This is a genomic window from Methanohalophilus mahii DSM 5219 (assembly GCF_000025865.1).
Classification (GTDB): domain Archaea; phylum Halobacteriota; class Methanosarcinia; order Methanosarcinales; family Methanosarcinaceae; genus Methanohalophilus; species Methanohalophilus mahii.
Genome location: NC_014002.1, coordinates 109,595 through 136,469, shown reverse-complemented (window position 1 = coordinate 136,469; position 26,875 = coordinate 109,595). Strand labels below are relative to the sequence as shown.

The following is a 26,875-nucleotide window of genomic DNA, read 5'->3' as shown; positions in this document are numbered from 1 at the left end:
GGCTCATTTTTATATTCTTTTCCGCATTACAAGCGCTGCACCTGCAATCAGTGCCACTACAAACATGCCAGTAAATCCGGGTGTTTGAGCATCTTGGTTTTCAGATTGAGATTCTTTTTCTGATTGCGGTTCAAGTTCGGGTTTTTCAGCAATCGGTTCTTCAATCTCTTTTATATATTCTGTTCCCATTATCACAAAAGGCGCATTGAGATATCGATCGGTATCAGCTTTGAAATATAGATAATTGGTACTCTTGTTGATATATTCCGTTGGCAGTGCGATCCATGTTCCATTTTCAAACACTTCCAATACAATATCCTTTACATCCACATTTTCCTGATCAAACCAATCCTGATCTATCCTGAAAATTACTGAAGAGTTCTGAATATTTTCGGAAAATGCGGAGTTCTCTGCCCATATATTGAGGTTGTGATAGACCAAACCTGCAGAAGGTTTATTTACAAGAGATGAAGTGTTTTTCAATAGTTCCACCGTAAATTTTACCTGACCCGCGTTTCTTGCAGAAATAAGATCAATCTGGCGGACAGGATTTTTCGGTTCTTTGAATTCATAGGTCACAGGCTCATCAACTGTTATTGATCTGATGGAAAAATCTTTAAAAATTATATTGGAATAGTCTTCTGCTGTCGTAGAACCTCCGCCTCCACCACTTCCGCCTCCATTTGTTGCAGGGTTTCTGGGCTCCACTTCAATGTAATTTTCAAAAGAATAAGTGTCTGTACCATTAGTATTGTTTACAGTAAGGGTTACACTATAGGCACCAGTCTTATTGTAAACATGCGAAGGATTTTGTATTGCATAATCAATAGAAGAATCCCCGTCTATATCCCAGTTCCATTCTGTAGCATTATGCGATGTGTCATTGAATTGAACCGACAGAGGCACTTTTCCGGATGTGACATTGGAAGTGAAATGTGCCTGTGGCATTATCAGACCGCTGTAACAGGTGGAATTATTCCAGACCTTGTTACCGGAAGTATCCATTGCTGAGATGTTGATATACTGCATGCCTGGCAGGATAACCAAATTTCCCCGCCATAATGTACCCTCGAGATTACTCAATTGTTTTCCGTTTGCCAGAACTTCACTTAACATATAATCATCAGTGGAATTGACTGTAATCTCTAACAGTTCACCTGCAGTCAGATTTTCACTGTTGTTTACCATTATATCGTGTATTTGGGGATATATCACATCTGTCTGTGTGCCGGAAGTATTGTTTGTCCAGTTTTGGTTAATATTACCGTTATTATCAACGGTACGAATACTGATTGTATGTGAAGTGTTGGGGAATAAACCGGTTGCATTATAATGCGTTCTATTCAAAGTCGCTTCCTGGATTCCGTCAATATAAACAAGTGAATTACTGAAATCCGAATCGTTAGGGTTTGTCCATGACCAGTTTATCCATGAATAACCGGTATTTACCGGGTACAGATCGGTCACATTTGCAGGTGGGATGTTATCGATAATATTTAATTTGACAAACGTTGAATTATCATATGAAGACTCATTGTAGGTAACATTGATTCCAAAATAATAAGTTCCCTCTGATTTGGAATTCAGCTCATACTCCCATATTCCACTGTTATTTGTAAGGTTTTGTTGTGAAGGAAGCCCTAATTGTGAAAGGTCTGCATAAACTGCCGAATTTACAAGATGCTCATTTAATTCCACTTTGAGTATTGCATTTTCCGGGCCGGATGCACCTATAGATTCTGGTTCTACTGTAGCTTTTTTCACAACTGTCTCATTATTCAGGCTGCCTCCCGAAATTACAAAGGCAAAGGGTTGTTCACTGCCTTGTGGTACTTTGGTACCGTTTACGGAAAAAGAGTACCATCCTGCTTCAGGTGAATCTATTTGAATCTGTTCCACATTATTAACATTATCAGGAGCACCATTACCATAATACTTCGAATAATTAGGGGAAGTTATAACTAAATCCAGATTATTTACAAGCGCCTTACTTGCTGAAGCGGTGGCCGGATAATCAGTCCATACAAGTGTGGCTTTAAGGGGAGTCTGAGTATTATCCACATAGTATTTTGCAGTCCAGCTGGTGTTAGTACTTAGATTGATATTATCATGCAAGCGGATATGTGCAGGAAAGACAGGATCTATTGATTTTGTGAGATCCAGACGGCCCCATCCCTGTGAATAATATGAATGGTTGAGATCTACAGCACCATTGATAAGTGTCGCTTTCAAAAGGGCCGCTGATGGATGAATTGGAATATTGTTCATGAAATATTGTCGGATAAGGGCAGCACTTCCAGCAGTGACGGGTGTTGCCATGCTTGTCCCACTCATGTACACATAATCTTCTGGATAAACAAGAGATGAGGCTGTTGAATATATTGAGGTACCGGGTGTCACGATGTCAGGTTTAATTCTGCCATCAAAGGTAGGCCCGCGACTACTGAAATCAGCGATGTCGGATGGATTATCTGAATCACCCCCGCGTTCTGGCCGATAGTTTTCCGAAGCACCTACGGTCAGGGCATTTTTGGCAATGCCCGGGGAGTTGATCGTCCCTGTTGAAGGCCCATCGTTTCCGGCTGCAAACAATATCAACATATCAGGATGATGCCACGTGAAATTGTCAAGCGCTTTTGCATCTGTAGCATAAGATGAACTGCTACCCCAACTATTGCTGTGAATTCTGGACCCATTGTTATAGGCTTCAATGAATAATTGATTGAGGGGAGGTATATTCAAAGTTTTGGAACCATCCCCACATGCCTGAAAGAATAAATGTGCCTCAGGTGCCATGCCTTTATACTGTCCTGCAGAAAGATAACCGTTGCCCAGAGCAGAACCCGCTACATGGGTACCATGACCATTATTATCTGCAGGATTACCATCGGACCAGTCATACAACGCATCCACCCTTCCTCCTATATCAGGATGGAGAGTACTGAGATTACCCGTATCCAGCCCTGTATCAGCAATTGCTATAGTTTGATTGGCCCCTGTGAGATTATGGGGAGACGCTACTCTGTCTACTCCTATTATTTCACCCGCCTTATCGTTCAATATTACCGGCGGATTATATGGTTCAATCCAGACGACATTTGCACATTGGGCAATCAAAGGTATCACTGAGCCGTTTATTTTAACCCTTATCTGATTGCCGTTTTCTGCAACAAGGCTGGCATCCATTTCAAGGAGAGAGTTTTTTAATTCCGCAGAATTAGACTTGAAAGTAGATATAACTATAATTGTTTCTCCATCTAGGCCATAAAGGTCCGGATCTACTTTGTATTCTGGCTTATATTCACCCATCCATTTGAAATAAGGAAGCGATTTGATACGATTTATTTGAGAGCCGTTTAGATGAAGGATGTAGGTATTCTCAGGAACGTATCCAGAAATTTCACTTATCTTTTCGATTTGGACTTTCCAATCTGGTAAAATCGGATTCTGGAATTGCACCAGATAATAACCTTTACTGCCATCATTTGAAATTGTAACAGTATTAGTTCCAACCAACGGAGTTTGACCCGGATTGATGGTTGCGTTTTTTAAAAAAATATGGTCAAAGGGAGTATCAGAATTTTTTGCTAATGCTGCAGAACATGTAAAAAAGGAACACAATAACAAAAATAAAATCGTTACTGATACTACTCTATAATCCATCATTTTCATTTGATTTATAATATATATAACTTCTTTGATAGAAAAAGCAAGAAAGGAGTGGGGGATTCCCACTCTTTTTCAGTCCTTCTTTTGCATTACAAGCGCTGCACCTGCAATCAGTGCCACTGCAAACATGCCGGTAAATCCAGGTGTCTGAGCGTTTTGGTTTTCAGATGCAGGTTCCTCCACATCTTCTACCTCAGATTCCTCAGCAACCAGCTCCTCTATCACTTCTTTGTATTCATCCCCGACAATGCTGAATACAGAGAATCCAGATGTCTCGGCAGTGAAATAGAAGTATTCGTCATCCTCACCAACCTCGTTACTTGGAAGGTCCTGCCAATCTCCGTCATGGAATCTGGTCATGCGGATTGTGGTAGGATCAATATTGTTTTGTTCGGTCCATTCCTTGCTGACCTTAAACTCGATAAGAATATTGTCAGCATTATTTTCAGAGATAGTATCCTGATTACCTACCGTGATACTCATCATCTGATAGGAATTACCTGAAGGTGTATCCACATCATCAGGTTTGTCTTTGAGTACCTGTACCTTTGCCACAACATTGCCTTTATCGTCCTTTGCATCAAAACTGATTCCAAATACAGAACCTGCATTTTCAGAGAAATCATATTTTACATTTGATCCTGCAAGCACGCGTTTAATTCCGGAATCTGTATTTTGGACATTTTCTGCAGGCATACTTGGACCCACATAGACACGACCACCGGAACTGCTAACCTTTTTGGATTCTGTTGTAGCAGCAAGGGGAAGATAGTCATACTGACCGGATCCTGAAATATTATACGATCCTCTGGGATTATCACAAAATCCATTGCTTGTGGAATCAACATTTACCTGACCGAATCCATCTCCCTGAGGTGTTGCCCAGAAGTTACCACCAATGCGGGGCCCACCTATAATATTGGGTCCTGCTGTAACTGTAGTATTCCAGGTGTTATTAGCCACTCCTTCACCAAAAACGGTGTTATTGATATTGTTCAGGTAATTGTTATAGAAAGTATTGTTCTCTGCATATTCCAAATATATACCGCCAGCACCATTGTTTGAAATAGTGTTCCCGCTAACGGTAGAGTTCTGTGTTGAAAAGGAGGGAGGACGGGTTATGGAAATCTCTGCATCTGTTGCCATGGCAATTGAATTGTATCTGTTTGCTGAATCTTCAAAGTATAGGCCATAACGTGCAGATTCGATACTATTGTCTCTGATTGTGGCGTTTTCACTCTGGGAAACCTGGATTCCTGTACCTTTTTCCCCTTCAGTACCAGCGTTTATGATATTGCCATTTAGGGAAGTATTCTGAGTAAATTCACAGCCAATACCGACTTCAGTAAATTCATTTATTGTATTGTCTGAAATGGAAAGATTTGTAATTCCAAAAATATCAATTCCGTAAGAAGTGTTATATATATGATTTTTTGCAATTACAGGATGTTGGCCTATTTCCGAATTAAAACCATATGCAATTCCTATCTTAGAGGAACTAATAATATTGTCTTGTATTTGAGGAGACGATGTGCCTAATACAAAAATTCCGATGAAACTTCTATTTATAGAATTGTTATTTATAGAGACTTCCTTTATAGAAGTATCAGGTGTTGATTCTTCAGATACGTCTACACCTACCATTTCTCCTACTATCAAAATCCCGGAAGGCAGATTTATTGAGGATAATATGGTATCAATAGAACTACTACTACTATTGATATCGTTATTAGTTATATCAATACATTCTATACTTTTAGTATCTTCAACATATATACCTGAATAACGGGATTTTATAACATTATCATTTATAATAAGAGTATAATCAACATTCTCTGAAATATCTTTAGAGACAATGCGATCACCCTCTATTGAAATACCATTATACTCAACACCATGTATTTCATTTCCACTTACACTTATGGACTGAGCGTATTCATGGTATGTTTCCTGTCCTTGAACATAAATGTCGTTGATAGGAGAGATATGAATCCCATCTGATCCACACTTCTGGATAACGTTATCCTTAATATTGATTTCATATACACCTGAAACACTAATACCTGCAGACATAACTCTTGATGCAACATCAACAGAATCAGGACTATAAGACTCAGGAGAACGGCTACTAATATTGGTTAATGAGTTATTGTTTATCTCGAGACCATTTATGTTTCTCGCAATGATTCCCGCATAACCAATATCTGTAATATTATTGTTCAGAATATGGACTTCATTTAAGCCGTTTACAGTCAAGGCTGTACTGCTAACATTTGTGATCACATTATCTGTAAATGTGAAATTATAATTTGCAGGTGAAACTTCTTTCAAATTAGAATATAAACTTAAGCCTTCATATGAAGTATCATTACCGTCTATCGTAAAGCCGGTGATGGTAAAATTGCTTTGAGATCCATATTCCGGATTTATCCGTATAACCTGTGATGACGTGGCTGCTTTGATTACAGTTTCAGAAGGGTCATCTGATGCTGCGTGGATAGTCAATCCTTTATCTACAACCAAGTTTTCCTCATAAGTTCCCGGGAAAACCTGAATTGTGTCTCCATCATAGGTGTTATTGATAGCATTCTGAATGGTTGTATCATCCTTACCTTCTGCACCAACTGTGACAAAGGAATCCCTTTCCACAGATATGTCCACGGAAGTATTGGAATTTCCATACACATCGGTTGCATTGATACTGAGATTGTATACTCCATCGGCGATTGTATCCACTGTTATGTTGTTTACCCAGTAGCCACTGACATTGGTGAGGGGAATTTCATTTATTGTATTATTTATACTGGAGACATTGATCACAACAGAGGAAATTTCAGAGGTGTCTGTTACTGAAACATTTAATTCAAGCAAATGGCCGGGCCCAATTCTTTTATCTGCAGGAGGAGTAATAGGGACTACTGAGGGTTCTTTATTGTCACCGGCAAGGGGCAGATAATCGTAATTGTTCTGCACCTCGTGTATCACATAAGTATCTTCAGGTGTATCACAAAAACCATCACCATTGGAATCTGTATTTACCTGACTGAAACCATCACCATCCGGGGTAGCCCAGTAGTTACCTCCGATATGTGGTCCGCCTATTATATTGGGTCCTGTAGTGCTTGTGGTATTCCAGTTATTGTAATCGCAACCGCTCATTACTTTGAAATTTACAGAGTTGTTGAACCAGTTATTGTAGATGTTATTATCAGTAGAGGATCCTAAATATATGCCAGCCTCTGCCCCATAATTAGTATAACCATTTCCCGAAATGGTATTACTTACCATTGAGTTTTCTGTTGATTTATACAACGAAATGCCTTGCAATGAATTTTTTGTAATTTCGTTATTTGTCAAATTGTTGTAATTAGAAAGATCTATGTTAATTCCACGATCAATATTATCTGAAATATTATTATTTACCAGATAATTTCCATGGCTTGAGTCTAAATGAATGCCAGCAACAGAATTTTCTGACACGTTATTACCGGTCAAATTGTTATTGTTAGAAGCAGCTAGATAAATTCCATATCGATTGTTTGATAGGATGTTATTGAAAATAGTGCATTTAGTAACATTGCGCAGATAGATACCTGCACTCATTTTACCAAAATCACTTTCATCAGCACCACTCACATTGAAACCGTCAATTGTCACATTATTAGCAGAAATATTGAATACATGGTCTGAAGAAGCAGCTGCCATGACATGTGTGGCAGAAGCACCATCTACAGAAATGATATTCAGTTCCTTATTTACAACCACATTCTCACTATAGGTTCCTGGATAGACATGGATGGTGTCTCCAGATGTAGCATTATCTACAGCGTATTGTATAGTTGTATAATTATTAGTGGTGCTTTCATCAGTCACATTTAATGTATTTGCACCTGCAGTACCAACCATCATAATGGTTAAAATCAGAAGAATTAGGGGGATTCTCATTTGATCGCCTTATTTTTTTAGTAATTTGAGAAAATAGAAGTTAAAGAAAGATATGATAATACATATTCTAACATTTAATACTTAAATTATATAATAATATCTACACTATATAAAAAGTGTCCTGGCTTAGACTGTGTTGTGTCAACTTATCTTCCACGAAGAACTTCAAAATACAGGCTTTGCGGAAATCTTATTGTCGTCCTCACTGCCCACTTGAAGAATGGCATACTCACCCACGACAATTGGTTTTCTGATCCACCTGCCCGTCAACCGAGATGATTACAGCCTTTTTCGCATCACATAGATTGTGCAGATAATTCCCAGAATCGCAAGTACACCCGGATCAGGAGTTGTTTTTGCAGACTTTGTTGTGTTTTCAGAGGAATTGCCGACAAGCGATCTGCAAGATTAATGAACACATTCCTCTCCCACCGTAAACGGAAGGAAACTCTACTCTAAAAGTTGAATAAATCTAAAAAAAGCATGATGTGAGGGCAGGATATTGGAAAAAAACAGACAGTGGTATAGTGGTGGTGGTACGATACGAGTCTGGATCCGTTTTTTATCCTGCCCTTCTGTGTAATATATTAGATTGCCTTTATATATAAAATTTCCTTAATATATTAATCTAATTCCTGATATTATTTCATCTCATGCCCGTTCTTATTCTGCAGAAGATTGCCTTATACACAGACCCTGCATCAATGAAAATTTCCGGCTCATTTTCATATTCTTTTCCCACGATCACAAAAGGAGAATTTAACTACCCCTCCCTTACGGAAGGAAACTATAATCTAAAAGTTGAATCTCTGGTGTGAACTACCCCTAGATTATAAATTGATGGTTATTGTTATATATAAATATGATTTATTATATTATACGAAAAAAGAAAGCAACCTGAACAATCAAATAAATTCAATGGTGAGTAAATGGAATATAAACTAAATCAAATAAGAAAAATTATTTTGCTATCCTTTTTAATAACAATTTCACTAATTATAGGTATTTTATCTTTTTCTGTAATGGCCATGGCTGACAGTGGAGAAGATTCCTCCATAGGAGGAGTGAGAGCTGCTGAAAAAGATGGATGCATGTTCCTGGGAAGTGATTTTATTGAAGTCGGTATTTTGCCCAACGGTGGATTTGGAGCAGATACCAATGCTCCAGAAAGTTTCTTTGGCTCTGAACGTAGTGGTGGTATTGGGCTTTATGCCGATCTGGATGGATTTTACAATGATACTTACGACTATCGCTACGACTATTTTCTCCCCGGAAGTCCGGAAGAACGCTGGTCTGTCGGCTTTATGAAGGATGGAACCAAGTACTCAGATTCTAATGGACGGAATGCAGGTTATAATATTCCAACAACAATAACTAATATTACCAATAGCAAAACAGGGCACATAACAGTCGATAGTATCTATGAGGACAAGCTGGTCATCAACCAAACTTATGAACTCAAACCCACAGAAAGATTCCTGAAAGTAAACGTTACTCTAACAAATGCCGGCCCTGATATGATGGAAAATGTACGCTATCAGCGTTCTTTCGATCCAGATAATGGGGTGGATGTAGGCTGTAATTATGCTACTAAAAATACAATCGTAAGCCAGCAAGGTACAAGTAACAAGGCAATCGTAAAAGCAGAACTCAAAGATGGAGACCTCAGTACAGACATAGGCCAGATTTCGAGCATACCCATATTCTATTATACCCAGGACGAGGATGCCAGGGTTTCCTACGGAAGTAGTGGTTTAATACCAAATAATCCTCCTTATGGAGACCTTGATTGGGATTCTGCACCATCAGAAGGCGATAGTGTAGAGGCTGACAGCTACATTGCATTGACATTTAACAAAAGTTCTCTTGCACCAGGCCAATCGGTGGATTATACATTTTACATAGGGTTGACTAAAAATATTGATGAAACAATTTCAGATGTTGAAGAAGACGCAGGTAATACAGATTCATCTCCATCTATATTCAATTCCACACCTGAAGCTTTTTTCATCAATAATGATGGAACCAATAGGGATGTAAATACGAATTTCACTTTTGCCTATAGCGGGGAAAACGTCAGTCTCATGACCCAATTGAATAACAGTTCAGTAACAGCAGTAACCGCGAACTTTTCGACTATACCAGGTGAACCTGCCGGACAGATTCCTTTCGAATATCATGGCGAGGGCATTTTTACTCTTCTCAATCATACGCTTCCTGACTCAGAGCCGGGAATATATTACATCACCATTCTGGCAAATTCATCTGGGCAGATGAATTCTACAATATGCCCTGTAATGTTAAACTTCAACCCGAAAACAGATATTTCCGGGCTGGCAAATCCAAACACTACTGACTGGACAACAATCGATGATCTTACCAATGTAAGTAACCTTACATTTGAAGCAAATGATGGCAATGGTAATGTAATTGGAAGCATGGAATTTACGGAAACCGTAAATCTCTGTGACATTGAGTTCGCTCAGAAATTGCAGCAATTCGGTGAATATGTAAATTTTGCCACAGCACAGACAACGCTGGATTCTGAAAACCTGAGCAGATTGAATGTTTCCAGCAATCTTACAATGCGAGGACTCGAATCCTTTGACAGCCAGCCGGGCATACTGCTCAACGACCAGCCCATCCTGCAAACAGGACAGACATCCAATGGTTCGGTGTCTGGTCTTCAATGGGATGCAGAAAATGGTACACTGTCTTTCAGCACAGAACACTGGTCAACATATACAGCCGATGGTGAAGCACCTGAAGTAAATCCAAATTCACCCGTAGCAGAAATAATAGGACCCGGAAGCCTCCTTGAACTGAACGTTTCGGTAAGCGATACATCTACTGTATCCTCGGTAGTTGTCAATGTCTCCAGCATAAATAACACAATCGATGAGGCCATTTTAAGCAATAACAATGACTATTGGACCAACAATTCTGTTATTGCTGATGTTACAATTGACGGCCAGTATGATCTGAACATCAATGCAACAGATGCTGTCGGCAATTCCAACAGTAGCGTAAACTGTTCAGTAATCATGGATTCACTCCCTCCTGAAATAGAAATTTCCGGCAATTTCACCCAATGGCAGAATTCCAGTGCACTAATTGATGTAAGTCTCAATGACGATAATGAAATTGCAAAGGTAAAATGGGATAGCGGAGATTATGAAGCAAGCCATTTCGCAACAAATGGTAACGAGATTTCTTCTCCCTATGATTTTACTGTAACAAGCAATGGGTCATACACGGTATATGCACAGGATGCTGCGGGTAATGAGAACATAAGTGTGGTTCATGTTTCCAAAATAGATACTACTGATGCAATCGTTATTTTTGGAACCAATGGCAACAATACTTATTCTAACATTCACAGCACAACAGTAAGTGCAAGTGATGCACTTTCAGGTATTGAAAAACTTGAGTATTCCTGGACCCAAACAGAAGAATCTGCCGGTAGCTGGCAAGGGTTTACCAATGACGCTATTTTGAGTAAGGAGGATGTCGATGGAGACTGGTATTTACATATCAGAGCTACCGACAACGCCAGTAATATCAACCATTCTGTATCCAATGTATTCAAATTTGATAGTAATTCTCCTGAGATCAATGCTGTAGAACATCCTGTAAACGTCAATACAGGTGATACTATAGAGATTGGTTTCAATGTAACAGATAACATTGGAATTACTAGTACAGAGTTCAACATTTCAACTAACGATACTGCTGAACTCACAAAGAACGATAACTGGTACAACTATACCCTGAATGTCCCAGTGGATTCAGTGGAGGACATCGTCTTCAACGCTACCTTCTATGACGATGCAGGTAACTTGAATGCAAGTGGTGACAAAACCATCAATGTCTCCGATAACATTCCTCCTGTGATCCAGTATATCGTTTATGAGGAAGATGTCAATACAGGCCAGACTACTGTGATTAGTTTCAATGTAACAGATAACATTGAAATTACTAGTACAGAGTTCAACATTTCAACTAACGATACTGCAGAACTTAACGAAAATGGAAACTGGTACAACTATACCCTGAATGTCCCAATTGATTCAGTGGAAGATATTGTATTCAACGCTACCTTCTATGATGATGCAGGTAATTACAATGCAAGCGGTGACAAGACGATAAATGTTTCAGATAACATCGCTCCTGTGATCCAGTATATCGTTTATGAGGAAGATGTCAATACAGGCCAGACTACTGTGATTGGTTTCAATGTCTCTGATAACATTGGAATTACCAGTACAGAGTTCAACATTTCAACTAACGATACTTCTGAACTCACAAAGAACGATAACTGGTACAACTATACCCTAAATGTTCCAATGGATTCAGTGGAGGACATTGTCTTCAATGCAACTTTCTATGACGATGCAGGTAATTACAATACAAGCGGTGACAAGACGATAAATGTTTCAGATAACATTAAACCATCCTACAACTGGTCCGACAAAGTGCAATCAGCCAATACTGGAGACAATATCACCATCAAAATCAACGCCACCGATAACATCGGAGTTGAAATGTACAATATCACAGTGGATGGTGAAGAATACCAGATGAAGGAAGATTCTGGAAATTATACACACAACATCTCCATACCAGCAAGCGATTCAGGTACACTTGTCAGCTCCATAACCTACAACTGTACCTTTGGTGATGCTGCAGGAAACATGAACAGTACTGGTGATGTTGTAATCGATGTATCAATCCTGCCTATCGCTGATTTCTCGGCCAATGTAACCCGTGGCACACAACCTTTGAGTGTGGAGTTTACCGATAATTCCTCAGGTCTGGTTGATACCTGGAACTGGGATTTTGGTGATGGCAATACTTCCACCAACCAGGGTCCTTCACATGTATTTGGTGCAGGCAACTTCACTGTAAACCTGACCGTGAATAATACAAATGGCACCTCTACCAAATATCTCAATATCAGGGCTGCCTATGAACCAGCATATACAGTATCTCCAAATAAAACAGAACTTCTTACAACATATGGAGAGGAGAGGAATTTCAATATAAACAGTACACTGTATTCCAGTTATGAATGGTTCATTGACGGTACACCGTTGAATGGTACCGGAGTTACACTGTACAACAATAATACCGATGACTCTGCACACATGTCTTATTGCAATGTGAATACCAGCCAGTACATTAATCAGGACGATTTCTTCATGGATGTGTACAATGTCTCGGCACATGTCAGCAATGAAAGTCTTGGAAGGACGGATGTTTTCTCCTGGCAATGGACTGTAACAAAGTCATCGGCCAATGATGCAGATGATATCGATCAGATAATCAATACAATCCCACAGGTCAATACATCCGGTAATGAATCGCATGTACGTTTCAATACCAGCAACCAGACTTCCAAGAAAACAGGAGTGGAATGTAGTATAGATTTCGTATCCTTCAATACGAGCAATGAAACCGATGATATTCAGATCAAGATCGAAGTACTGAATACTTCTGCACTCAATGAATCTGAGATTGATTTTTCGAAAGGTTCAGTGTATCAGTACATGGACATCAGTTTCAATAATGAGAGTCTTGTTAATGATGGAAGCAAGAACAGGAGTATTGAGTTCAAGGTCATGAATAATGTGGATGGTGGCTCGCTTCTTATTGATACAGTCTATCTGAAGCATAAGAGTACTTCTGGCTGGCAATCCTATGAGCCTGAACTTCTCAGAAATGACGGCACTTATTCCTACTTCATTGTCAGGGATATTCCAGGATTCTCACCCTTTGCAGTAACTGCAGACTATAAGTATGATTCAGGTTCCAAATCTGATGACGGTATTCCTGCCTATCTCAAGTTACAGATGCTTCAAAACGGATCTGTGACGATGGATGATGAAGAGATCGTAACTCCGGAACCTGAAAGTGACAGTGGTACTGTGCAGGAAGATACAACATCCGATTCATCCGAACAGACCACTGACGATGTTCCAAAATCCGATGAAGAAGACAGTAGTCAGAGTCTGTTCATCGGAATAGGAGTATTGGCATTAATTGCAATACTTGTGCTGGTCTTTAAGAAGCGAGAAAACTAAAAACTTTGGTAATTTGCCAGGGTTCTTTTTTTACTTTTTTGCCAGTGTTGCATTTACCCTGTTGTTGCTGCAGAAGCGGTCTGCAAGATTGATGAACACATTCCTCTCCCACCGTAAACGGAAGGAGACTCCTGCTCTATGAGTTGAATGAAACTACAAAAAATATCCTGGACGGGCAGGTATCCTAAAAAACAGGTCGTTGTGTGGTGGTGGTACGAAACTGAGTCAGACCCTGCCCGCCACAATAGAAGATTATTTTTTCCTTATTATATTAATGTAATCATGATGTATACTATACATCAAATTTTGATGGATATTAGTAAAAATATACTTATACACAGGATAGCCTGCACAAAAAGTAAAACCTCGTTTGTAGCAATAGGAACCTGGGCCTCTAGTCAACTACCCCTCCCTTACGGAAGGGGCTTGAATGTCAATTAAGCATTCGTCTGGGTGGCTGACAAGCACCCCTGAGATTCCAGGATATACCTGTAATCCCGTGTTTTGTGTTCAATATTCATTGCACCGATTAGGTCTGCATTATTCGCATAATCACATTTTTCACATCTAAAAGACAATCTGTTACGGTTATTCTTAGAGATATGATTGCATCGAATACAAGTTTGAGAAGTATAGGATGGGTCAACATAATGAGTGATTATGCCTACTTCTTTTGCTTTGTATTCAATGAATGTTTGTAATTGCCGGAAAGCCCAACTACTGTGGTTATGTCTTCTCTTTTTGGAAACTTTGGAAAGAGTGGAATCACGTATTCCTGTTAAATCTTCCAGACCTATTACTGATACTTTGTTTTTAACTGCGAATTTCACAATTTCTTTTGAGATTGTATGGTTTACATCTCGCATAAGACGTTTCTCTTTACCTGAAATGTATTTCAACATTCGTTTTGCAGATAAAGTTCCCTTCGATTGTAAACGCTTTCGCATTGATTTGTATTGGTTGCGAAGATTCTTAATTTCACCACCAGCAAAAAAACTACATTTCCTGTCGGTAGTGGAAGCAACAGCAAGATAGTTCATACCTACATCTATACCCATGAAAGTAGAAGCGTCTGTTATTTCTTTGTCAGGAGCTTCCTTTTCAAGAGATAAATGGAAATAATAATCTCCGTCTTTATGTTTTACAACTTTGGATGCCTGGTATTTCCATGAGCCCTCAAAATACTGTTTAGCGTAGTCATAATTCAAAATGGAATATGCTTTTCTTCCGTTGATAGTAGTTATTTTGACCGTGTCTTCATCAATCACAAAATCCCTTTTGTAAGAAAAAGTCATGGATGATGGCGAAAATTCTACTTTTTGCCATTTTGCCTTTTTCTGTTTTTTTAATGTTTTGTAACACCCTGCCACCTGTCTTGGAATGTTACAACTCATCTGGGATTTCAATTTTAATGTTTCACGAAGATATGGGTAAACTTCCTGCTGTAATTTCATCGCTGGAATTGGTTTACCTTTATCAAAAAGAACTTCAGAAGCATAGTTCATTCCATCAGAATATTTCTTCATAGTTTCCACTAAATCATTATCAGGATTTGCTATTTTCAAGATAACTGTTTTAGTGAGAAACATACAATAGTATGTTCACTTACTTATTATAAAAAATTACTTTTGTGAAATATCAGGCGCATTCCTCCCCTACCTCACGGAAGGGGACTCCTGCTTTATGAGTTGAATTTTTCCACAAACGCTCGTTAAACTTGCAATACTAACCTTTCCGGCCGATTTCCATCTGCCTTCAGGCAGCATCCCAGCGTACAGTACAGCTCTTTGTCAGCCAGTCTTTCCTCAACTTCAAACGTATTTCCGCATAGCGGACATTCTTTCTCAATCAGAGTCATGTATACACCCCTTGATAAGCGTCAATACGCCCATCGGAATTTACAATTATCAAACAAATGGGATATGACAGGGAAGTATATAATAATTACTCCCATATTATAATTTGCGCCGTATATACAAAATGAAGCCGGTTTTTGTGAAAAACAGCCCTGGGTATTGCGATATATACGAAAAATCCACACCAGATCCGATACAAAAATAGAGATCTGTATCCAAATACACGGATTTTGCCAAAAAGACCGCTCTCACACTCATAATCAACTAACCTTCTTACAGAAAGAAACTCCTGCCCTAAGAGTTGAAGAAGAGATTGTGCAGATCAAAAATGAGCAGAGGAAAGCAAAGTTTGTATCCCTTTATTTATATAATTATTAATATTCATTTTACCAGATTTTATTTCACTCATTATATTTAAATACAATATTATCCTTAATTTTAATATTTATTGAGAATATTAATTCACCTCATAACACATAATTAAAAACCATAGTTTAAACTAAATTATTTTTGTATCTGTCAGATTGGGCAGGTGGAAATATGAAAGATACAACTAAAATAATAAGCATAATACTTATATGCATAATGATAACCGCTTCTTTTGCGGGTGCAGCGCCTTCTGTGGTTGACAATGAAACACATTTTGATCCATTGGAAAAAACAGATGAAAACCCGAAATTGAAGTTAATGCACCGATCAATAGATTATGATGCAGCACCCCTTTCCTCATCCTATATCACACCGTCCTATGAATCCCAGAACAATCCGCCTTCTGAATCGGATTTGGATTTGCGTTTTGCCGCAGACGCAAGTATTGATATTCTCGATTCAGCAGAAAAAAATCAATATGATCCGGGACTCATATATTCTTTTGTTCATAATTATTTTGAATATATACCATATTTTGGTTCTTTAAAGGGAGCCCATCTTACCTATCAGGATCGAGAAGGTAATGATGCGGATTTAGCATCACTTACAATAAGCCTTCTGAGAGCCTCTGATATACCTGCCCGATATGTGTACGGAACAATCGAGCTCGATAACAACCAGGCAATGAATTATTTCGGGGTGGAGAATGAAAGTGTTATTGTGGATATGCTCCGCAAAAACGGAATATCTGCCCAGGCGGTGTCAGGGGGCATACAATTTGATCATGTCTGGGTGGAAGCCTATGTCGATGGACAATGGGTGGAATTTGATCCGTCATTCAAACAATATAATTATACCCCGGGTGTAGATCTCATGGCTCTTGCCCGGGATTCAGAGAACTACAATTCTATGCTGGACGATAATATCGAAACTTCCGGTGATGAAGTAACCAGTATAAATGTTTCCGGTATAGACAGCTCCTTTACTTTGATGAGTAACAATTTCAGCACTCTTCTCAATGAGGAATATGCAAATAAAAGCAACAGTGAAATTTTTGGTGCTAAAGAAATAATTCCTCACACCGATTACTACACCCTCCCGGAACAACTTCCCTATAAGGTTGTAGGGGTTCATGGAGAATATCCCAATCTGCCCGACAGTTTTAATCATAAACTGGATATCAAACTTGCAGGCATCAATGTTACCCTGAATACAACAGAACTTGCAGGAAAACGGATTTCAGTTTTTTATGAGCCAAGCACAGAAAAAGACAGCGATCTGCTCAATAGTTCTGATAATTTAAGTGAAGTCAACGCGCTTGATATCAATATGTCCGCTCTTCTGCAGGTGGACGGAGCACTAATAGCCGCAGGACAACCCAGCACGCTGGGATCAGAACAGGAACTGGAGATTGGTTTCATCGCACCCGGCGGACAGATTGATGCTTACACACGCACCCTTCAAACAGGTGCCTATTTTGTAATTGGGCTTGCCTTACAACCGGTTTCAACTGCTCATATGTCTGAAAGGGTGGAAAGATATGAAGTAACCAGTGAACTGCTGGATTTAGAGTATTTCGATGTTACAAAGGACGAATTGTATGGAGAACTGTTGAATTTACAGGCGCTTACCTTTTGGGGTAAATACCGGTTATACAACTCCATTGCAGCCGCATCCACAGATGTGACATATACCAGACATCCTTCGGTAATGCTTGTTGGAACTCAATTTAATGTCACCGAAACAAACGATACCCGCAGTGTACATATGAACGGGGTTTACACGGATATAGTGCGGGATATAATCAACCCGACTGCAAAAGACGGGGATTCTGCCAAATCATATGCTTTTCTCTTTAGCCGGGGCATGACTGCCTCATCCATGGAAAAAAGTATGCTTTCCCTCAGTTACAATGTCACGGCCTATTCCACTTCCGAGATAATAAAAATAGCAGGAGAAAACGGTATACCCATATTAACCCTTAATAGTTCAAACTGGGACAATGCCGGATCAAACCTCAATATCTCCAAAAATGACAAAACCATTGTAGAAAACGCTGTGGATTCGGGATACACTGTAATAATACCCCGTGATGAGGTGGTGGCAGGAAATTTTACAGGAAGTGTTTTTATTGTTTTTGACCCCCAGACAGGTGCATCTTCCTATTACGGGCCAAATGGCAAGGGATGGGGCTGGCTTGATACTCTCAAAACAGGGCTGGAAGCAGGTGTCTCGGCAGTTGGTAGTGTTGCGAAAGGCACTGCAAAGGTTATCGCCGATACTGGAGGTAAAGTTGCCGGAGTTGCCACGGGTGTAATCAGCACCGTGGGAGAAGCGGTAACAGGAACAGGATCCACAGTTGCACGTGTTGCAAAAACGGCAGTAACAGGTGCGGTCAATGCGGCAGGCTATGTTGTAACAACAGTGGTTCCCACAGCTGCTGCTGGCGTAACGGCAGCTACAACCGCAGGACTGGTTGTTGTGACAGCTTTTACCGCAGACCGTGTAACAGAACTTGGAAAAACAGTTATTGATGTTTATGATGCAAAAGCCGATTATGAAAAATCCGTAAAGGAATATAGACAAACCCAGGAAGAAATAAAGGAAAAGAAGGAGCAGATCAAAAAGGAAGAACTTGAACAGAAGAGAGAAGAACTGAAAGAGAAAAAGAAGGAACTTGAAGAGAAGAAGGAAAAGGTCGAAGAAGAGGAAGAGATTGACCTGGACAAGGAGAAAGAGGAGAAGGAAGACAAGGAAGATGAAGTAGACGAAGAGGAAAAGGAAGACGAAGACGATTTTCCCGGAGATGAAGAGAAACCTGACGAAATTGAACTGGAAGATGAAATTGAACTTGATGACCTTCCAGAACCCGAAGATGATCCTATAGAACCTTCAAGTCCCGGAGGGGACCATCCGGATGATACATTCAGTGTAGCAAGTTCCAAACTTCGCAATACCGATGTAACAAGTCTACAGATACGCAATGCCTACAAAAAAGGCTATACCAACCCCGTGTACCTCAACGAGTATAGACTTGGACAACTTGAGAGGGCAAATGTAAGTAATTACACGGACACTGCAGAATTAAATAAACTCTATGAACTCAGCAATTCCCAGGCAGATGTCTATAGCACAATTGTAAACAATTATACGGCTATTAAGGAAGAACTCGAACTCGCACCAGACGTGTTAATGCTCCAGAAGGGTTTCTATGCATCCGCCCAGGCCATGGTGGAAAACAGAGGCATACCTGTAAAACTGACACGTGTGCAGGATTTTGCAGTCGCCGATACCCAGCAACTTGTCCATGACACCCCTATACTATTCCTGCCTTCAGGCTCCTTATACGGCCTGGATTCATCGACCCAGATACAAAACAAATTAGAAGAATATGCTGCGACCGGAGGAACCGTATTTGTAATGGCCCAGCAACACGGTTATGAATACAGTATCCTTCCTCACAATGGTACACGTGCCCTGGGAGGAGCGGGATGGCAGGAAGACCAGAGCTGTCTGTACAATGCAGCAAGTATCGGTACATACCATCCTGCGGTTTCAGGCCAGCCAAAACCTACTCTGACTGTAAACATAGACGGTTATTTCACGTCCTACCCTGAAAACACTACAATTATTTTGAAACGCAACAAGAATAGTATGCCCGCAATGCTTGCATATGATTATTATAACGGAACTGTAATTGCAACATCGGTATATGATGACTGGGCCTATTTTGACGGTGCCTCGACCCTGCAGGGCGAACTCCTTGTACGTGACGTACTGGCATGGGCAGAAAATCCGGCCAATGTAGAAGCAATGCTTGAAACAGATAGTATTGATACGCCGGTAAACATAACCAATAAAGGTGATTTTGCAGCCACACAGGTAATTTTCAAGTTTACCGATCCTCTTGGCAATACCGAGGTTGAAAACACAATAGATCTGGATCCCGAACTTGAACCCGGCGCAAGCAAACAGATCAATTTCTCCTATAAACCAAAAACCGGGAGCACGCTTGGCGTCTGGAACCTGGATTATATTCTTGTAAATGAAAGCGACACGGCATACACCGAATATGATGCCAGGAAGATGGCGATTGGAAAATATGTTGCCTCTGACCAGGGATACAGTACAACTCCTGATATCACCTACAGTATAAGATCAACCAATGACCGTTTTGCTTACGGAAGTGACGCCGTTTTTACAGTAACGGTTTGGAATAACGGGGATACTGATCAAAATGTCACTTTAAACTACTGTTTCCCGCATCACGGCTGGATTGAATATGATCTTGCCTATGGTATTGCCAAAGACCGTTCATGGTACAATCTCGAAAAAACACTTGAAGTGCCAGCCCAGGGTAGCACATCTTTTAATCATAAACTTGAAAATGTACGTACATTTGATAGGTTATGGTCCAGGCTCTATGATACCGATGGAAACAAGATAGGGTCTGCAACTCTTGGTTTGTATTGCTTCTCTCCCAAACTGGATATTGAATTTGACTCGGGAGATATCTTCAAGACAAAAAGCAATAATACCTTAAATTACACGATAATGAGGAGTACGGGCGACATTCCCAATGCATCTATAGATGTGAAAATCTATGACTCAAAATCCAATCTGGTCAAACGGGAAACCACAACTTCAAACATAACTGCAACGTCTGTTTACAACGGCAGTATTGAATTCAGTCCTCAAAACAAGGGTAGTTATAATTTTGTGGTGGAAGTTACAAACAATGGCAAATTGATAGGAACCAATTCCCAGTATATTCTTGCCAAGGACAGGGTACTGAATTTAATAGTAGCACAGGAACCTGATTTCAGTTTTTATGAAACAAACAATTTCAGCATAGATATTGAAAATATGGAGATAACTAATTTCAGTGATCTCGTGCTTGAAACCAGTTACATAAATCCGGATGGCGATATAAACTATTCCGATACAACAACCTTTGATATTGAATCGGAAACCACAAAGAACCTCAATGTATCGATACCCTTTGACAGGGTTGCCACCGGCGTGCATAAGACCACGTTCAAACTTCTGGAAGACGCAGAGGTAGTGGATAAAAAGGAAAGCAGTTTTGTATATTCTCCAACTCTCTGGACCCATCTTTCCTCAACAACCCTGGTCAGGGATACAGAAGAAACTCTTACCGTATATGTAAACAATGGAGATGCGGCTGCAGAGTTAATAGTTGACATATCTTCGGATATGGGATTCCAGAACCAGAGCAGTATTTTGTTTGAGGCGGGAGAGAGGAAAAATATCGAATACACGATACCCGTAGAATCGGATGTCTCTGCAGGTTCTATTATGGTAGAACTTCGTGCCAATGGAAGTTCCAAACAGAATAGTCCCCTAAAGACAAGTTCCATCTCATACACAGGCGGAGACTCAAAACTTATGCCTACATTGCAGGCAAATATAGTAGCAGGGAACAACCTGACCTTTAGTATTACAAATGAAGGTCCTGCCGATACCAGTATGAGTTATTCCTACTATTTCTTAGGTCACTCAGATAAAGATGAAATTGATATAGCAGCCAATGAAACCCTCTCTCACGAGATCCCTGTCCCCATGATAAGTTCAGGAGACTACAACTTCAGGCTCAATCTTCAAAATCTGGGCACTGACCGGACAACCCGCCAATTGATCCCTGTACATGTCCAGGGTCTGGATCTTGATATGTCCATGGAGGAGGAAGAACTTGAGGCGGATATGTATATTCCTGTAAAACTTAATAATTCGGGAATTGAGATAACCGTTAATCTGGAAGCACAACTGACGCGTGGTTATGAGAAAACTGTCCTGACAGCAGAAAATGTAACGATAGGAGCAGGTGAGGTAAAAGTTGTAGAATTGCCTCTGGACCCATCCCTTTCGTCCGGGGCCTACTCGCTGCATCTCAGTTATGAAAATAGCAGTTATAATGTTAGGTCTGATAAGTATTATAATCCGAAGATAGAAGGCCTGGGTCTTGATTTCGATGTAGCAAAGAAAGAGTATGCTGCAGGGGATACTTTAGATCTTACCATTGATAATACAGGGGCCATTGATACCCGGTCCAATGTAACAGTTCGTTTGGGTAACAATGATCTTGGAACCCAGCAGGCGGCAGTTGATGTGGGGGAGCAATCGGTGCTTACATACACCCTTCCCGAAAACCTGCCCACAGCAACGTTTGGTTTATTTGTTAACTGTGAAGAAGCAAATAGCGGAGGTGTCCTGACATTTTCAAAATCGATCCCGGTATCAGGTCTGGAATACAGTCTTGAACTGCAACCCCAAACTGTAAAACCCGGACAAAACCTCACAGCAAGTGTTTCGAATACAGGAACTATTGCTCTGTCGGGAAATTATGATCTTAGCATCTATGATGGATACACTCTTATCGAAGGTTCCAGCGGACAGGTATCTGCAATTGCTCCCGGGGAAACTGAATTGTTAGAACTGGAAGTACCATCCACTATTGACAGCGGCACGTATACCTTCATCTTTGAACTGACAGATCAATTGGACTCAACAGATAGCAAGACAGTGTCGGTCTATATCCCGGACGCAAGTTTTGAAATGACTCTGGATGATGCTGAATATCTCCAGGGTGGCTCAATAGGGGTAACTGCCAATATCTCAAATATTGAGAATGGCAGTTTTACAATGAGCCTTTTTGACGGGCAGGATAACACGATCGCCACATCTCCTCCAGAGGAGCACAATGCATCCAGCGGTTCTGTGAATTTGACGTTCAGTATCCCTGAAGGTATTATGTCAGGCCCTTACGTTTTGTTTGTGGAAGTTAAGGATCAAGCCAGTGGTTTGAGTAATTCCACTTCGCAATCGTTAGCAATAGAAGGGATAAACATTGAGCCACATATCGAGACTGCGAATACAAAATATCTCGAGGGCGATACCATCGACTATGAGGTGCGTTTGAACCACAGCGGTACATTGCCCCAGGGAGATGCATACATCAAGGCATACCTGCAGGAGGATATGGGCTCGTCCGGGGAATTTACTCTGGAGAGCAAGTACCCTGCAACCGGCTTTGAGAGATTCGGGGATACATTGTTTATAGGAACCAGCGGCGGGCTTTACACGGAAACCGGTTTTGCAGAAATGCAACCTGTTGAGAACTCCGAGCTGGCAGCAATGGAAATATCAGGACTTGATGTAGATGGAAACCTTCTCTGGATATTGAGTGATAATACGGTTTACAACTACGATCCTGTTTCAGATATGCTGGATGAAGTGTTAGTTGTCGAAAAGCAAGAGGATGAAGGACATCAGGAGGGAGGAAGCAGTCTTTTTGCTGTTGACAGCTCCGAACAGGTAATCTACATGCCAAATGGATGGGAAGGATTGGCAGCCTATGGTTTTGATGGAAGTGTAACATACTATACCAGCGAAAACAGTCCCTTAGGCGAAGTAACTGACATTCTCGTACTGCCAGATGAAGTGCTTTTTGTCGATTATGATTACACAAATGACTCCTCCAGTTGTCACAGCCTGTCTGATGGCATCTGGTCCACTTATGATAGTTCAGACGGTCTGCTTTCAGACAATGTGTATTCCGCGGTTTCAGATGGAAATAATGTGTATTTCATAACAGATGCCGGAATAAGCAGCAGGGATGTTTCTGGCGGCGCGATTGGTACAGAATATGAATTTGGGACAGGAGAGAGCGTTTCCGGTGTGGATGCAGCGGGTGTATTTGACGGAATTGTTTATTTCGTTTCATACAGCGACCTTTACAGATACGATTCCAGTGAAAGCACCCTGAATGTTTCCACAATATTTGATAACTGGTTGCAGATGTCTGATTTAGGCGTTGGCAACTCTGCCCTCTGGTTCTGCGACTATTGGAATGGATTATTTACCTCTGATAAAACCGCATCAGAGATTGGAGATGTGTCTGAGGTGCCCATTCCTGACACTTTCAGTCCAGATGGAACGATAACAGGAGATAGTGATGTTATTGTAAGTGCCGATGGCAAATCGGTCTATATTTACGATATTGCGTCACAGGTCTGGAATAGAATGGAGGTGCCGGTTGAATTGGGAGTAAGCGATGTCACGTTCATGGCAGACCATATCTGGATTGCCTCGGATGCCGATCTGATCGGTATTGATAAAAATACAGGAGACATCTCGATATTCAATGAATCAAACAGTGACTATAACGAATCCAGCGTTTCATTAATTGAAAACCACAAAGGGGATATATGGGTCCTTGGTGGCGGAGGCGTCTCGGTATACAGTATCTCTGATGGATTGAGCACAGCGAGCATCAATAGCCCGGATATAAGTGATCCAGAGGACATCACGGCCTTTGAAGAAATCGTTGCTGTTATTAATTCGTCCGGCACGATCCATGAATACAATTATATGTCCGATAATGTTCGAACTTACGAGACGGGAATTACTGATTGGAATGGCCTTGAATTAGAATACAATCAGGATATTTACTGGGTGCTCAAGACTGGTGGGTCAGAGCTGTACAGTTATAATCCTGCAACTGAGGAAACTTCAGGTCCCGAAGAAAGTACGGGATCCACTTATGGATTGGCCACAGCAGGTGAAAAACTATATGCCGTTGCAGACTGGCTATACATCTTCGATGGACAAACCTGGAACGAATACACCGGAGATCTGATACCGGAAGACTCAGATATCGGAATAGAAAGTGCTGGCGAAAATGTACTGCTATATGCAGAATACGGCGACGGCTGGATTACTTCTCTGAGCGGGCAGGGAAGACAACTTGTCATGGATAGAACCGTGCAGTTTGCAGATTTCTCCACTGAAGGCACATGGCAGAATACCTATATCCCAGACAGGAGCGGGCAGCTGACCTTTGAAGTCGAGGCTGTAACCGATTTAAAACAGATAACCGATCAAGCCAAACTTTCGGTTGATGTCTATGAAAGGGATGTATCCGTTGCCCTGTCCACGGCAAAGGAATATTACAGACCTGATGAGCCGATCAACGCCACAGTCCGTGTCTCAAACAATGCTCCCGCCACGTTTGAAAGCGAACTTGTATCTTCCATCAATAAAGATGAGATTGGAAGGGAAGACCTGGTTATTGAATCCGGGGATAGCCTCAAATTCGAGATCCCGGTTTCCAATCTGCCTGTGGGTGACCACACCCTGCGTGTGCGTGTGGGAGACGCTGGCGTTAGCAGGGATATCGTGGTGGCAAACCCTGAAATCGAGGTCAGTATGAATGTACCGGAGGTTGTAAGCAGTAATCCTTTCACCGTGGAACTCTTTGCAAACAATCCGGGCAATGTAACGGCCAAGACGGGTGTCACTGTAACAAATCTCAGTATTGAGGAGGAGTTTGATTTAATCCTGGCGCCGGGTACTTCGCAGTATCTGGCATTGAATACGACGATTGCTAACAATACTACCGTTGTGGCTGAGTTTACAGGAGATATCGATACCAGATTGACAGAAGACATGGAGTTCGGTGAACGGGCGCATATAGATACCCAATGCCAGACTATCTACAGACCGGGTACGGTGGAGATACCGGTTAATGTCACCAATACCGGGCAATACAAAACCGATTTCAATGTATCGTTTTCGGTAAATGATACGACAAGTCTGCACAAATCCTACATACTGGGTATAAACCAGAGTGTGGACGATGTCCTGGCCTTTGATCTGGCTGCAGGAGATTATAACTTGAGTGCAGATGCAACGGGCCAGATCCCGGTTGAGTTTGAAAAGGTTGCTTTCCAGGTGGGCCAGACCACAGGATTTGAACTTGGAAAGGCGGAGGTTGTCTCAGGTAATCTCAGTTTCATGGTAAATCTAAGCAATAAACAACCCGGGATTGCTTTTAACGGGACTGTTGAGATAATTACGGATTTCTATGAATCCACCGAGCAGGTCAATCTCTCTGCACTGGAAAACACCAGTATCGGGCACAATATATCCCTGCCAGAACTGACGCCAGGCAATTACACATTGCAGGCACAACTGCTTGAAAGCCAGGAGGTTATCCAGATTGCAAATTCGACTTTCACAATACAGGCACCTGAATTTACGGTTGCACCTTCTTTGAATAAGCAAAACGTGCAGCCGGGTGAGATACTCAAATACAACTTCACGGTCTCAAATACGGGATCGATTGGTGCAATGGCGGATATGTATCTGGACGTTCCGGGAGTCTATGAGGATACATTGACTTCCTGGATTGCCTCGGAGGACAGCCATAACTTCTCGTTCTCTTTTAAGGCACCGGATGATCTTGCAGAAGGTTATTATCCGTTGTACTACGGGCTTGAAGAAGATAACCTGACAGAAAGCAGGTTCTATCTGGAAGGGGCCAATGTGACGGTCAACTCCTGGCTGGACAAGAGAGCCTATCTGCCCGGAGAAAATGCAACCCTTACCATGCAGGTGGAGAATAATGGAAATTACCCTCTGGAACTCTATAGCAGGGTCAAGTATTTTGATTTTGATGATGTGCACGAGTTCACGGTGGATAAAAACAGTACCACTACCTTTACCGTGGATATCCCGACCCCTCAAACCGATAACAAGGTGTTTATCAGTGTTTATCTGGATTCACCTGAAGGAGACGAGGATTCGGGACGCTCGCTGTATATTAACTCGGATTACATCCATGACAGGAGGGATGTGAACGGGCTCAGGATTAGTACAGAGAGACAGGCCTATGAGACGGGAGAGACTGTGGTGATGAATGTCAATGTTACCCGTGCCGATAACCTGACCGTGGTGGGCCCGGGGCTGGATTACAATGGATATATTGCCGTTAATACCACAATTGATTTTGAGGTGCCCAATGTACTCTCGGGTGTGTATCGGTATGAGATTACGTATGGAGATGCGACCGGGCAATATCTGCTGGATATACACGGGTTTGACCTGATTGTGAAGGCTGCACAGGTTGGGCCGGGACGAGGAGGTGAGTAA

Annotated in this window: 6 protein-coding genes; 2 read left to right on the top strand and 4 right to left on the bottom strand. The window is 41.1% G+C overall.

What is annotated here, in order from left to right; genetic code table 11:
- Positions 1-9: 9 nt before the first annotated feature.
- Both MMAH_RS00540 and MMAH_RS00535 read right to left on the bottom strand, forming a co-directional pair.
- A complete protein-coding gene (locus MMAH_RS00540) occupies positions 10-3,516 on the bottom strand; it encodes a S8 family serine peptidase (protein WP_172632559.1) in 3,507 nt (1,168 codons plus the stop codon).
- Between the two features lie 225 nt (positions 3,517-3,741).
- Positions 3,742-7,614, bottom strand: coding sequence for a NosD domain-containing protein (locus MMAH_RS00535; RefSeq protein ID WP_013036587.1), 3,873 nt, complete (start codon positions 7,612-7,614; stop codon positions 3,742-3,744).
- A 1,022-nt stretch (positions 7,615-8,636) separates the two neighbouring features.
- On the opposite strand from MMAH_RS00535, the gene MMAH_RS00530 reads away from it, so the two are divergent.
- Entirely contained in the window at positions 8,637-13,697 is a 5,061-nt protein-coding gene (locus MMAH_RS00530; RefSeq protein WP_157198662.1) for a PKD domain-containing protein, read from the top strand.
- Between the two features lie 437 nt (positions 13,698-14,134).
- Here the strand turns inward: MMAH_RS00530 and MMAH_RS00520 are convergent, their stop codons facing one another.
- Positions 14,135-15,286: an RNA-guided endonuclease InsQ/TnpB family protein gene (locus MMAH_RS00520; RefSeq protein ID WP_013036585.1), complete on the bottom strand. Its 1,152-nt coding sequence runs from the start codon at positions 15,284-15,286 to the stop codon at positions 14,135-14,137.
- 122 nt (positions 15,287-15,408) lie between these two features.
- A complete protein-coding gene (locus MMAH_RS10555; protein ID WP_172632558.1) occupies positions 15,409-15,555 on the bottom strand; it encodes a hypothetical protein in 147 nt (48 codons plus the stop codon).
- Positions 15,556-16,093: 538 nt separating this feature from the next.
- Between MMAH_RS10555 and MMAH_RS00515 the strand changes: the two genes are divergently transcribed.
- A complete protein-coding gene (locus MMAH_RS00515; RefSeq protein WP_013036584.1) occupies positions 16,094-26,875 on the top strand; it encodes a transglutaminase-like domain-containing protein in 10,782 nt (3,593 codons plus the stop codon).